At 64.4% G+C, this 12,373-nt stretch carries 11 protein-coding genes and 1 tRNA gene; 6 read left to right on the top strand and 6 right to left on the bottom strand.

What is annotated here, in order from left to right; translation table 11 throughout:
- Positions 1–16: 16 nt before the first annotated feature.
- Both CCC_RS07935 and CCC_RS07930 read right to left on the bottom strand, forming a co-directional pair.
- Positions 17–232 carry a hypothetical protein gene (locus tag CCC_RS07935; RefSeq protein ID WP_009868611.1) on the bottom strand — a complete coding sequence of 72 codons (216 nt, stop codon included), beginning with the start codon at positions 230–232 and terminating at the stop codon, positions 17–19.
- 159 nt (positions 233–391) lie between these two features.
- A complete protein-coding gene (locus CCC_RS07930) occupies positions 392–877 on the bottom strand; it encodes a YajQ family cyclic di-GMP-binding protein (protein WP_009868612.1) in 486 nt (161 codons plus the stop codon).
- A 148-nt stretch (positions 878–1,025) separates the two neighbouring features.
- Between CCC_RS07930 and CCC_RS07925 the strand changes: the two genes are divergently transcribed.
- Positions 1,026–2,354: a methyl-accepting chemotaxis protein gene (locus CCC_RS07925; RefSeq protein WP_009868613.1), complete on the top strand. Its 1,329-nt coding sequence runs from the start codon at positions 1,026–1,028 to the stop codon at positions 2,352–2,354.
- 12 nt (positions 2,355–2,366) lie between these two features.
- On the opposite strand, the gene CCC_RS07920 is transcribed toward CCC_RS07925, so the two are convergent.
- Positions 2,367–4,226, bottom strand: a complete 1,860-nt coding sequence (locus tag CCC_RS07920; protein ID WP_009868614.1) for a SpoIIE family protein phosphatase — start codon at positions 4,224–4,226, stop codon at positions 2,367–2,369.
- An 83-nt stretch (positions 4,227–4,309) separates the two neighbouring features.
- Between CCC_RS07920 and CCC_RS07915 the strand changes: the two genes are divergently transcribed.
- Complete coding sequence (locus tag CCC_RS07915) at positions 4,310–4,612, top strand: STAS domain-containing protein (RefSeq protein ID WP_009868615.1); 303 nt, start codon at positions 4,310–4,312, stop codon at positions 4,610–4,612.
- 8 nt (positions 4,613–4,620) lie between these two features.
- Positions 4,621–5,196: a class I SAM-dependent methyltransferase gene (locus CCC_RS07910; RefSeq protein WP_009868616.1), complete on the top strand. Its 576-nt coding sequence runs from the start codon at positions 4,621–4,623 to the stop codon at positions 5,194–5,196.
- 52 nt (positions 5,197–5,248) lie between these two features.
- On the opposite strand, the gene proS is transcribed toward CCC_RS07910, so the two are convergent.
- Positions 5,249–6,751 (bottom strand): proline--tRNA ligase, encoded by a 1,503-nt coding sequence (gene proS / locus CCC_RS07905; RefSeq protein WP_009868617.1) that lies wholly within the window; start codon positions 6,749–6,751, stop codon positions 5,249–5,251.
- Between the two features lie 193 nt (positions 6,752–6,944).
- Between proS and CCC_RS07900 the strand changes: the two genes are divergently transcribed.
- The 3 genes from CCC_RS07900 to CCC_RS21135 all read left to right on the top strand — a co-directional run bounded on the left by CCC_RS07900 (position 6,945) and on the right by CCC_RS21135 (position 8,855).
- Complete coding sequence (locus CCC_RS07900) at positions 6,945–7,415, top strand: DoxX family protein (RefSeq protein ID WP_009868618.1); 471 nt, start codon at positions 6,945–6,947, stop codon at positions 7,413–7,415.
- Between the two features lie 128 nt (positions 7,416–7,543).
- Positions 7,544–7,620: transfer RNA gene (locus tag CCC_RS07895), tRNA-Pro, on the top strand.
- Between the two features lie 119 nt (positions 7,621–7,739).
- A complete protein-coding gene (locus CCC_RS21135; RefSeq protein WP_009868619.1) occupies positions 7,740–8,855 on the top strand; it encodes an MlaC/ttg2D family ABC transporter substrate-binding protein in 1,116 nt (371 codons plus the stop codon).
- Between the two features lie 128 nt (positions 8,856–8,983).
- Here the strand turns inward: CCC_RS21135 and CCC_RS07885 are convergent, their stop codons facing one another.
- The gene (locus tag CCC_RS07885) at positions 8,984–9,859 is read right to left on the bottom strand and encodes a transglutaminase family protein (RefSeq protein WP_041040688.1); all 876 of its coding nucleotides are present in this window, start codon (positions 9,857–9,859) and stop codon (positions 8,984–8,986) included.
- Entirely contained in the window at positions 9,856–12,300 is a 2,445-nt protein-coding gene (locus CCC_RS07880; protein ID WP_236686335.1) for a circularly permuted type 2 ATP-grasp protein, read from the bottom strand. Before CCC_RS07880 ends, CCC_RS07885 begins: the two co-directional genes overlap by 4 nt.
- Between the last annotated feature and the right edge of the window lie 73 nt (positions 12,301–12,373).

Below are 12,373 nucleotides of genomic sequence, written 5' to 3'. Positions count from 1 at the left end.
CTTTAAGCCGCGCGGATCAGGCCGCCTGGGCGCAGATATCGGAGAAGCGCTCGGCTTCGATCCATTCGCGGCTGACAGTGCCGCCGTTGCGGCCCAGAACAGCGTACCAAACGATATCGTCGGCAACGCGAAGGATCTCGCACAGAGCCTGCTTCTTTTCGCCCTGGGCGAGGGCATCCTCGCAGACCAGACTTGCATGAACGAAGCGAAGGCCGAATGACGGTTTCATCATAGACTCCATACTCTCGGCATCGGGCGGGACAACACTGGGCCATCCCTTGATGACGCAGTGCAGCATAACCCGATTATCCTTACAGAGTCATTTACGCCGGGGCCAAACCGCCCCATGGAATGGACATGGCGGCCCGCCCCCAGCGCATGGCTGAAATGTTCAGTCGCGGAAGTTGATGTATTGCAGCGGCTGATCGAGGTCCAGCTTGCGGAACAGGGCGATGGCCTCCTGAAGGTCGTCGCGCTTCTTGCCCGTGACCCGCAGCTCGTCGCCCTGGATGGCCACCTGCACCTTCATCTTGGAATCCTTGATGTCCTTGACCAGGCGCTTGGCCAGAACCGCGTCGATTCCGTCCTTGATCTTCACGACCTGCCGCACCGTATTGCCTGAGGCCTTCTCTACGGTCTGATAATCGAGAACCCGAGGGTCCACCTTGCGGCGGGTGAAATGCACGGCCATCAGTTCATGCATGGTTTTCAGCTTCAGATCATCGTCGGCAAGAACGGTAATCACCATTTCCTTGCGTTCGACCGAGCATTTCGATCCCTTGAAGTCGTAGCGCTGGGCCACCTCGCGGGTCACGCCCGCAAGTGCGTTGTCGACCTCGGCGAGATCGGTCTTGGAAACGACGTCGAAGGAGGGCATGACGAAACCTCTGGGCTGGGCTGCGAAGGGCTGAGGCGAAGATACGGTAAGGGGTGGCGGCGTTTCAACCCGGCTTGCGCCCCCCGCCATCTTGCGGTGCACTCGAAGACCCTATAATCTTGCGCCGAATTTCGATAGGGGAAGTAGGATGTCTGATTCCCAGGATATTTCCCTGGCCGATTTCGAGGCCGTGATAGATCGTCTGATCGAGGGCGGTTACCGGACCTTGCCCGAGGCGGGCGGCCCCCTGGCGGACAAGCTGAAAATTCTGGCCGAGAAGCTGGAAAACCGCTCGCGCTCGCTGCTGATCCAGTCGGTGGGAATGTCCATCCACCTGAACGGCACGGTGACCCAGGCGGTCCATACGCTGCGCTCCATCCGCGAGATGAGCCGGCGCATGGCCACCATCTCGGCCTCGACCGAGGAATTGGTCTCCACCGTCCAGGCCATCGCCCGGACCTCCGAACTGGCGGCCACCAATGCCCGCTCGGTCCAGGACGTCTCGGATGAAGGCGCGCGCAGCACCGAGGCCGTGGTCAGCACCATGCAGAACATCGTCACCACGGTGAACGATGCCGCGGAACGCGTGTCGCGCCTGACCGATGCTTCGTCATCCATCGGCGCCAGCGTCAAGCAGATCGAGCAGATCGCGCGCCAGACCAATATCCTGGCGCTTAACGCCACCATCGAGGCGGCCCGTGCGGGCGAGTTCGGCAAGGGCTTCGCCGTGGTCGCCACCGAGGTGAAGAATCTGGCCAATCAGGTCGGCCAGGCGACCCAGGAAATCCGCTCGCGCATCGACATGCTGGCCGAGGAGACCGCCGCCATCCTGACCGGAATGGGCAAGGGCGCCGAGACGGTGCGCGAGGGCGAACAGATCGTGTTGGGATCGGTGGACAAGATGCGCACCGTCAGCCACGAGATCCGCGACGTCACCACCTTGATGCAGGAAATCTCCGAACACCTGGCCCAGCAGCGCCACGCCGCCCAGGAGATCGCCGACAATCTGGAAGCCGCCGCCGCCCGCTCGGTGGATGACACCAAGGCCATCAACACGGTGATCGACATCTCATCCAAGGCCAGCGGCAATCTGGCCGAGATGCTGAACGAGATGAATCAGGTGGAAATGCGCAACGCCGTGATCCATCTGGCCAAGTCCGACCACATGATCTGGCGCCGTCGTCTGGCCGAGATGCTGGCCGAAAAGACCACCATCAATCCCGACGAACTGGCCAATCACAAGAGCTGCCGCCTGGGCAAGTGGTACTATTCGGTCACCGATGACAAGATCCGCAACCACCCCGCCTTCCGCGCCCTGGAAGCCCCGCACGAACGGGTCCACCAGTTGGGCATCGAGGCGGCCCGGAAATTCCGCGACAACGATTTCGATGGCGCCGTCGATTCGGTGGCCGCCATCGAAGGCCCGTCGCAGGAAGTTCAGAGCCTGCTGGACGAACTGGCCGCGGCCTTCAGTTGATCCCCCGATTGCTCAGGGCCGCCGGATGCTGACCAGGGTCAGATCGTCCGGCGGCTCGCCCGGCACCTTCTCGCGGAAGCGGGCCAAGACCTCGTCCGCCAGCGAATGCCCCTCCTGGACGCCCAGCACCCAATCGCGCAAAGTGTCCTGATCACAGGCCAGGGTGCCGTCGCTCCCCAGGCTTTCCACCAGCGCATCCGAATAGGCCAGCAGCGCCGCGCCATGGGGCAGGTCGATCCGGCTTTCCTCGTATTCCGCGTCGGCAAAGGCCCCCAGCGGCGCCCCGTCGCATTCCAGGAAGCGGGCCTTGCCATCGATCAACAGAACCGGCGGCGGCGAGGCGGCGGCGGCATAGGTCAGCGTTCCGGCCTCCACATCGATCAGGGCCGCGAAGGCCGCCGCGAACTGGCCGGGGCGCAGAACCGCCTTCAGTTCCAGATTGAGATAGCCCAGCAGGGCGGAGGGCGACGGCAACTGGCGCGGCAGACGCGACAGCAGGAGATGCAGGCGAAAGACATTGAACGCCGCCACCGGCCCGTGGCCGGTGAAATCGGCCACCAGCAGGAAGATCTGGTTCTGCCCGGCGGGCAGGACCGTCCAGAAATCACCCCCCAGTTCCGACGAGCTTTCGATCCGCCCGTCCACCACCAGCCCCAGACGCTCGCGGATGGCCGACAATTCCGCCGAGGTGGGCATCAGGGCGGCCTGGGCGCCACGGGCGGCGCGCAACTCGTCATGGACACGCTCCTGATAGGCGGTGAGACGGTCCATGGCCTGACCCAGGCGCAGATGCACGCCCACCCGGGCGCTGATCTCGTTGGCGTCCATGGGCTTGGCCACCATGTCGCTGCCCCCGGCCGAGAAACAGGCCGTGCGGTCGGCGGGGCCGTCCAGGGCGGTGACGAAGATCACCGGCAATTCGGTCAGGGGATGAATCCGCCGCAACCTGCGGCACATCTCGAATCCGTCCATGCCCGGCATCATGACGTCGAGCAGGACGAGATCGGGCTTCTCGCGCTCGATGGCGGCCAGCCCCTTCTCGCCCGATTCCACGGCCTCGACCCTTCCGACGCCCATGCGCAACAGCAGGGTTTCCATCAAAACCCGGTTCATCTTGTTGTCGTCGACCACCAGGACGCGCACCGCCTCCAGCCCCAGGGGCTCGGGCCGCAATTGCCTGGTGGGAATGAGCAAGGTGGCGATGGTCCGCCGCCCTCCCTCCTCGATCCTGAGATCGGACACCATGGTCTCCAGCAAGGACAGGCCGTGGGGACGCCGCGTGTTGAACTGGGCGCCCGGCACGTCGAAGCCCAGACCATCGTCCTCCACCGCCAGTTCCAGACGGTCGCCCACCAGGGAGGCCGAAATCTGTACCCGCCGCCCGGCACGGTCAGGGTCGGCCAGGGCCTCCTCGATGCGTTCGCCAAAGCCGTCCAGGCCGCCGCCCTCGTCGCTATCAACGCCGCCGACCATCAGATTGCCGTGCAACAGGGCATTGGTGACCATTTCCTGAATGATGAACTCCAGGTCGAGGCCTTGCGAATCCACCAGTCGCCGCCCGATGGCCAGGGCGAAGGGATGGGCGATATCGGCGCAATAGGCGGTATCCGAGCGCAGCGACACCCCGATGCCGCCTTCCGCCAGATGACGGCGAAAGCATGACCCGACCGGATGGCGGCCCGATCCGTCCATCTCGACGCCCCCCACCCAGGGCGACAGCATGCAATCTTGCAGGCAGTCCTCGGAGAAGCGCTCGCGGACCATGACCGCCCCCACCCCTTCGCGCGGCTTGTCCGCCAAAGGCCAGCCCAGCAGGCGGACGCCCTGTTCTGCCTGCGGGGAGATGCCCCCCATGACGGCAACAATGGTCATTGATCCTTGGCTCCGGCGTGAATTTAAGGCAAACCTAAGATATGGGAACGCCCGTCAGGGCTCACAAAAGTGACGAGGGCATTATGGAGCATGAATTCGATTCCGGCGATGGCGGCCTGACCGTCACTCTCGGCGGACGGATGACCCACAAGGATCACAAGGCGTTCCGCGACATTCTGTCCAAGATCAACGAGGCCCGGACGCCGAAGGTGGTATTCAACCTGTCCAGGGTGGAATTCATGGATTCCTCGGCGCTGGGCATGCTGCTGATTGTGCGCGACGCGGCCGTCCAGCAACGCCGCGCCGTGGTCCTGCGAGGCGCCACCGGTCAGGTGGAGAACCTGATCAAGGTCGCCAAGCTGCACAAGTATTTCACCGTCGAGTAGACCCGGTCATGGCGCATGCGGACATCTTCAACGCCATCTACACAAACAAGGTGTGGGGCAACGGCTCCGGCGAGGGCTCGGCAGAGGAGCTGACGCGGGACTACCGGAAGTTTCTTCACAATTTTCTGAGGGCCAACCATATCCGCAGCGTGGTCGATCTCGGCTGCGGCGATTGGCAGTTCTCGCGCCACATGGATTGGAGCGGCATCGAGTATTGTGGAATCGACGTGTCGTCGGTCGTGCTGGAAACGACGCGGAATTTTTCCGCGCCCAATATCCGCTTTCAGGAAATGAATGGAATCGAGGGTGAACTGCCTTCGGCGGATCTTCTGATCTGCAAGGACGTGGTGCAGCACTGGTCCAATACCGACATCTTGCAGCTGTTCCCCAAACTGCCCCGCTTTCGCCTCGCCCTGATCACCAATGCCTTCCACCCGGCGATTACCGAGAATCAGGACATTGTCACCGGCGATTTCCGCCCCTTGAACCTGCTTGCGAAGCCCTTCGACATCAAGGGTTCCTATATCTACTGCTTCATGGCGGGAGAGCCCAAAGGCGTCTTCCTATGGAGTCGCGGGGACTGACGCCCCCCGGCCTCAGTGCCAGGAGGAAAGTCCGCAACTCCATCATCGGTCCCTAATAGGACTTGGCGAAGATCACCTCTTGCGTCGCCGGGCGGCCGCTCAGCACGCAGGTGCCGGGCGCACCGTCCTGGTCGAACGGCACGTTGCGCACGGTCACGCTGAGTTCGTCCAGCATGGCCAGGGTATCGGCATCGCCGCACCATTTGGCGCGCACGAATTTACGGCCAAAAGTGGTGTCGCCGCTGAAGACCGACAGGAACTCGTCTTTGGTTTTCACCGTCACCGTGCGGCTTTCCAGCATGGTCTTGGCCTGGGTGAACAGGCTGTTCTGGATATCGGCCAGGATGGAGGCGGCGCGCGCCACGAACTCGTCCTTGGGCGTGATCTGACCTTTCAACTCACCATCGCGGCGGATCATGGCTATGGTGCCGCCCGCCACATCGCGCGGCCCCACTTCGCAGATGATGGGAGCGCCCTTCTTCACCCATTCCCAGCGCTTTTCCGGCGGCGCCAGGGGACGGCGGTCCACATGCACCCTGAGGCGTTCGCCGCCAAAGCTCTGGGCCGACAATTCCTTGACCACGGGGGCCAGGAATTCGTCGATCAGGGCCTCGTCGCCATCGGCCCGCGTGATGGGAACGAAGACGATCTGCTTGGGCGCGATGCGCGGCGGAACGCGCAAACCGTTATCGTCGGCATGGCTCATGATCACGCCGCCGATCAGGCGGGTGGAAACGCCCCAGGAGGTGGTGAAGCAGAATTCCTCGCCGCCCTGGGCGGTCTGGTAGCGGATGTTCTGGGCCTTGGAGAAATGCTGGCCCAGGAAGTGGGAGGTCCCGGCCTGCAAGGCCTTGCCGTCCTGCATCATGGCTTCGATGGAATAGGTCTTGTCGGCGCCGGGGAAGCGTTCGTGGGCGGGCTTCTCGCCGACGATCACCGGCATGGCCAGGACTTCCTCCGACATGACGCGGTAGACTTCAAGCATGCGCAGCGTCTCTTCCATGGCCTCTTCGGCCGTGGCATGGGCGGTGTGGCCCTCCTGCCAGAGGAATTCGGCGGTGCGCAGGAAGATGCGCGGCCGCATTTCCCAGCGCACCACATTGGCCCACTGGTTCACCAGCATGGGCAGGTCGCGGTAAGACTGGATCCAGCGCGCGAAGGCGTCGCCGATGATGGTCTCCGAAGTGGGACGCACCACCAGCGGCTCTTCCAGCTTGCCCGAGGGCACCAGCTTGCCGTCCTCGGCCACCAGACGATGATGGGTGACCACCGCCATCTCCTTGGCGAAGCCCTCCACATGGGCTGCTTCCTTCTCCAAGAAGGACAGCGGAATGAACAGCGGGAAATAGCAGTTCTCGTGCCCGGTCTCCTTGATGCGGCGATCAAGGTCGCGCTGGATGGATTCCCAGATGCCATAGCCCCAGGGCTTGATCACCATGCAGCCGCGCACCGGCGAATTTTCCGCCATATCGGAGGCCTTGATCACCTGCTGGTACCATTCGGGGAAGTTCTCCTCGCGGGTGGGAGTGACAGCGGTCTTCTTGGCCTTGGACATGGGTTTGATCCACCGGAACTGTGAGCACGCATCCCGATAGCCCATCCCGGCCCCTTTTTCCAGCCGGAAGCGGTTTTCCGCCCATTCGTTTCGATTAACGCAACAGTGATGTGAGTAATGCGCTAATTGTTGAATTTATTTGCGGGGCGTAGAGTCCTCGTCAGTTCAAGCCCTGCAATGACGAGGTTCTCCAATGTCCACTTTCTCCTCTTCCTCCCCCAAGCCCCTGATTCCCGCCATCGCCCCCCTCACCCAGGCGCTGTCCCCCCTGGCCGAACCGCTGGTGCGCGCCACCACCGGCCTGTTGCTGGTTCCCCACGGCGCCCAGAAGCTGTTTGGTCTGTTCGGCGGCTACGGCCTGGACGCCACGGGCCAGTTCTTCGCCGCCAAGCTTGGCCTGCCGCCCGTCCTCGCCCTGGTGGCCGGACTGATCGAATTCTTCGGAGGGTTGGCGCTGGCCATCGGCCTGCTGACCCGTCCCGTCGCCGCCCTGGTCACGGGCATGATGGTGGTGGCCGTGTTCGGCGTCCATTTGGGCAACGGGTTCTTCTGGACCTCGGGCGGCTTCGAATACCCGCTGATGTGGGGCATCCTGGCGGCCTCCTTCGTCATCCGGGGCGGCGGACGCTTCTCGGCAGACGCCTTGATCGGCCGCGAATTCTGATTGTTTTCCAACCCTTCGCGGCGGCGCGAAATCCCTTTGCGCCCCCCCATTTTCCCCAGTCTGCGGCGGCGCAAATTCCCTTTGCGCCGCCGCAAGCTTGGCGCTATAAGAAGCCCCTCGCAGGCGACCGGAGTGTAGCTCAGCCTGGTAGAGCACTGTCTTCGGGAGGCAGGGGCCGGAGGTTCGAATCCTCTCACTCCGACCATCGAATGAAAACCCGCCGGGTTCATGATCCGGCGGGTTTTTCATGTCCGCTCGTAATCAATCAGCAAGAACGACCGGCTATACTGCCCCGTGATGGGAATGCCTGGGAGTATCGGGCTGATGCAATTGTTCGTGCGGCTGCGTTCATCGGTTCTGGCCGCCTTGGCCCTGGTCGCCTTGTCTGACCCGGCTATGGCGGACAATGCGGTCAGTGGGGTCCGGTTGGGCGTCCACCCCGACGGCGTGACCAGGGTCGTGATGGATGTTTCCCACACCATGCCCTTTCGCATTTCCTATCGCGACGCGCCCTACCGCGTGATCATCGAGACCGATGACCTGACCTGGAAGGCCAAGCCGCTGGGCGCCGGACGGACCGGCCCCGTCTCGGCCGTGCGCCATGAACGGGTTGGCGGCGTCTCCCAGGTGATCGTCGAGTTGCAAGAACCCGCCGTGGTCAAAAAGGCCTTTATGCTCAGCCCCGCCGAGGGCCTGGGATGGCGCTTCGTCATGGACATCAAGACCGCCAATGCCAGCGCCTTTCAGGCGGTTGCCGCTCCAAAGGCGGTTCAGGCTCCCCAGATGGCCGCGACCGTTCAGGTTCGCGAAGCACCGCCACAGCATGCCGTCCAGCCTCCTCCCCCACCGGCCCCGGCTCTCCCGGCCGCCGTCGCCTCGCCGCCTTCTCCCGCCGCGGCAGCACTGGACGAACAGACGGCGCGCGCCCTGGTGCAGTCGGCCATCGACGATATCTTGCGGACCTTCGCGGGCCGAAAGCTGACAAGCGAGGATGTCCAGGCGGCAATGGCGCTGCTGGTCGCCAAATACGCCGACATGCAGTTGGAATCCCAGCACATCCTGGGCCGCTACTGGACGCGGGCCACCCCTGATCAGCAAAAGGAGTTTCAGGACCTGCTGGAAAAGTTCCTGACCAAGGCCGTCGCGGGCATGGTCGATGAGATTCCCGCCGACCAGAGTATCGTGGTCCAGGGCGCAGAGCGCAAAGGCGACAGCTTCGTGGTCAGTTCCCTGGCCTCGGTTCCCGGCGAAGCCGCGACCGAAGTCAAGTGGGTGGTCATGAAGGGCTCAGCGGGCAAGCCGGTGATTACCGATGTCTCCGCCAATGGCGGGGCCGTCCTGGCCACCTTGCAGGCCGACTTCACATCGGTGGTGCGCAATGCTGCGAACCGCGGCATCGAAGCCCTGTTCGAACCCTTGCGCAAAAAGGTCAGCGGTTAGACCACAGCGCGCCAAGACGCACGATGGTCTGGTTGAAGTTTGTCCCTCGCCGGGCGCGCGCACATGCGCGCTTGGCCGCCGCCTCAATGGCGGCTGATCGCGGCATGCGCCAGATTTGGCACTCGCCGCTAAAACTCGATCACATCCACGGCGACCAGCACCTGATGCTCGCCGCCGCCCAGCACAACGCCGCGCACCGGAGTGACGTCGTCATAGTCTCGGCCCCAGGCCACCACGATATGGTCCTGGCCCGCGGCCATGTCATTGGTGGGGTCAAGGTCGAGCCAGCCCCAGCCGGGCTGATAGACCGACAGCCAGGCATGGGAGGCGTCGGCGCCCACCAGCTTTTCCTTGCCCGGCGGCGGCTTGGTGCGGATATAGCCGCTGACATAGCGCGCCGCCAGCCCCATGGAGCGCAGACAGGCGATGCCAACATGGGCGAAATCCTGACATACGCCGCGGCGCTGCTGGAAGACTTGAGCCAAAGGCGTGCCCACGGTGGTCGCCTCGGGGTCGAAGGTGAAGTCGGTATGGATGCGATGGTTCAGGTCCATCACCGCCTCATCCAGGGGACGGCCCGGCGGGAAACTGGGCAGGGCATAGCGTTCGGCCTCGGACAGGCAGGGCAATTGCGGGGAGGCGAAGACGAAATCCATCACGGATTCGTCGATGCCGCGCGCCCCCAGCCAGGTGTTGAGCCGCACCGAATCCCAGGCCGGAACCGCGATCTGGGGCAATCTCGGCTGAGTCGTGGTCTCCACCACGAAGGTGGCGTCGATCACCAGGGTGGAATGGGGGCTTTGAATGGTGAAGAAGGTGATGGGATTGCCGAAATAATCGGCCCCGCCCTCGTCCAGCACTTCCGGGCTGGGACGGATGGCCACCTTGACCTGGCTCACGCTCTGGCCATCGACGGCGCGCGGGCGCAGATGGGCGGCGTGGTGGGAAAGCTGCACCGGCTCGGTGTATTTATAGGTGGTGGTATGGCGGACCTTGAACTTCACGCCAGTTCCTCCATGGGCGCCGTGGGCAGCCGCCACTGGGCGTGAATGAAGTAGGTGCGCGACACCTGCTCGGACAATTCCCACAGCCGCGAGCGCAGCATGTCAAGCAGGCGCAGCGCGTCGTGATAGCCGCCGTCCCGGTCAAAGCGCGAAATCACCATGACGTCGGTGGTGCGGATGGTGCCGCACAGCACGGTCATCAGCTTCTGTTCCGGTTTGTAGAAGCCCGAATGTTCCCCCATGGTGGCCAGCCGGTCCACATGGCGCTCCAGGGTCGCCAGTTGGAAGCCCAGGGAACGGGGATTGGCCTCGTCGCACAACAGCAGATCGAGAACCCCGGCCAGGCGAGGTGTGGAGAGATAGCGCGAGCGATAGGTCATCACGCTGTCCCACACTTCCAGCAGCAGGTCCAGGGGAACCGCCTCCTCGCTCTCCGCATCGGCCAGGGCGCCGCTGACCATCTCCACCATGGCGATGGCGCGCTCGGCCCGGCGGCCCGAATCCAGGAACAGCCATTGCGGCCCGCGGGTCATGTTCTCCATGGCCAGACCGCTCACCGCCTGCATGGTCAGAACCATGGCGTTGAGCCGCCCCAGCACGTCGCCACCCCCCGTCTCGGCGGCCAGCAGGCCGATCTCGTCCCTGAGCTGGTGAAGGGCGCGCCAGGTATCGTTGGACAGCCGGTCGCGCAGATGGACGACGATACGCAGCAATCGCTCGACGCAACCGGCCAGCCCCGTTCCTTCGGGGTCGAGATGATGGGCGACCAACCGGTCGGTCATCGTCTCGACGGGTTCATCTCCCTCATCTTCCGCAACGGACAGGCCCAGGGCGGCCATGATGCGGATCATGACCTGGGCCCGTGGGGAATCGCCCTCGGCCAGGGCATCCTCGATGCGGATCAGGGCGGCACGCAGCAGACGGGTCGTGGCCTCGCAGCGCTCGAGATAGCGGCCCAGCCAGAACATGTTGTCGGCCACACGCGACGGCAGATCCCGGTTCTCGCGCGTCAGGCGCACGGGCGGCACCTGCGGGCGGGCGGAGGTCGCCGTCAGGCGCTGGGTCGGCGAGGCGATCCAGACATCCTTGCTGCCGCCGCCGCCGGTCTGCAGGCGCGACGCCAGCAGATCATGCTCGGACGACAGGCGCGCCAGACCGCCCGGCATGGCCTGCCACCCCTTCTCGGTAAGGACGGCAAACACCCGCAGGACGCAATGACGCGTCTCCATTCGCCCCCCGGCCCAAAGCGGCAGGGTCGAGGTGGTCCTGACCTCCTGGCCCACCCATTCCCAGGGACGCGCCAGGATGGCGGCGCGCAGGTCGGACAGCTGTTCGCCCGACAGGGCCGCGCCGATCACCGGCTGGTCGCGCCGCCCAAAGGCCGGGCGGATCACCAGGCGCGGCAGATTGGCCAGCACATGGTCCAGAGCGGCGGGCTCGCCGCACCACCAACTGGGCACCGAGGGCAAGATCAGATGCTCGTCCCTCAACGAGCGGGCCAGGGCGGGCATGAAGCCCAACAGCGAGGCCCCGTCCAAAAGGCCGCTGCCGATGGCGTTGAACAGCGACACATTGCCGCGCCGGGCCGATTGCAGCAGACCGGCCACCCCCAGTTGGGAATCGCCTCGAAGCTCCAGCGGATCGCACCAGGTGCCGCCGGTGCGGCGCAAGATGACGTCCACCTGCTGCAACCCGGTCAGGGCCTTGAGATAGACGGTATTGTCGCGCACCGTCAGATCCTCGCCCTGAACCAGGGTGATGCCCAATTGACGCGCCAGGAAGGCATGCTCGAAATAGGTGGCGTTGTAAGGACCGGGCGTCAGCAGCACCATGCGCGGATCGTCGCGGTGGCGCACCGCCAATCCCTGCAAGCTGCGGCGCAGCGTCTCGAAGAAGGGGCCCAGCCGTTCCACCTGAAGCGAACGGTGGAACTCGGACAAGACGCGGCTGACGATGGAACGGTTTTCCAGGGCATAACCGGTGCCTGACGGGCTCTCGGTGCGGTCGCTCAACACCCGCCATTCGCCATCGGGACCGCGCACCAGATCGGCGGCGTAGTGATGCAGCCAGTGGCCGCCCGCAGGCAGCCAGCCATGACAGGGACGCAGAAAGGCGGGATTGGCATGCAGCAGCGAGGACGGGATGACGCCGCGTCCGACCAGGGTGCGCTCGCCATAGAGATCGGCCAGGACGGAATCCAGCAGGCTGGCCCTTTGCTCGATTCCCTGGGCCAGCACCGCCCATTCCTCGGCTGGCAGGATCAGCGGCAGAGGGTCGAGGCGCCACGGCCGGTCCAGCCCCGCCGGATCGCCATAGACATTGTAGGTGACGCCGTTGTCGCGGATCAGCCGCAAGCCCACATCCCAGCGGCGGGTCAACTCCTCGAGGCCCAGGCGGTTCATGCCCTCGACGAAGCCCTTCCAATGGGGGCGAACCCCCACCCCCGGCTCCGTCACCTCGTCAAAGGCACCCGGCAGCGGATGGTAGGCGTCTTCGAAGGTCCAGGGCGGACCT

The sequence above is a fragment of the Paramagnetospirillum magnetotacticum MS-1 genome (assembly GCF_000829825.1).
In the GTDB taxonomy this organism is placed as follows: Bacteria; Pseudomonadota; Alphaproteobacteria; order Rhodospirillales; family Magnetospirillaceae; genus Phaeospirillum; species Phaeospirillum magnetotacticum.
This window is presented reverse-complemented; position numbering and strand designations above follow the sequence as displayed.

Coding starts and splice junctions, on each gene's coding strand:
- CCC_RS07935 (WP_009868611.1), bottom strand. CDS start 232: ATGATGAAACCGTCATTCGGCCTTCGCTTCGTTCATGCAAGTCTGGTC.
- CCC_RS07925 (WP_009868613.1), top strand. CDS start 1,026: ATGTCTGATTCCCAGGATATTTCCCTGGCCGATTTCGAGGCCGTGATA.
- CCC_RS21135 (WP_009868619.1), top strand. CDS start 7,740: ATGCAATTGTTCGTGCGGCTGCGTTCATCGGTTCTGGCCGCCTTGGCC.
- CCC_RS07900 (WP_009868618.1), top strand. CDS start 6,945: ATGTCCACTTTCTCCTCTTCCTCCCCCAAGCCCCTGATTCCCGCCATC.
- CCC_RS07930 (WP_009868612.1), bottom strand. CDS start 877: ATGCCCTCCTTCGACGTCGTTTCCAAGACCGATCTCGCCGAGGTCGAC.
- CCC_RS07910 (WP_009868616.1), top strand. CDS start 4,621: ATGGCGCATGCGGACATCTTCAACGCCATCTACACAAACAAGGTGTGG.
- CCC_RS07920 (WP_009868614.1), bottom strand. CDS start 4,226: ATGACCATTGTTGCCGTCATGGGGGGCATCTCCCCGCAGGCAGAACAG.
- CCC_RS07915 (WP_009868615.1), top strand. CDS start 4,310: ATGGAGCATGAATTCGATTCCGGCGATGGCGGCCTGACCGTCACTCTC.
- proS (WP_009868617.1), bottom strand. CDS start 6,751: ATGTCCAAGGCCAAGAAGACCGCTGTCACTCCCACCCGCGAGGAGAAC.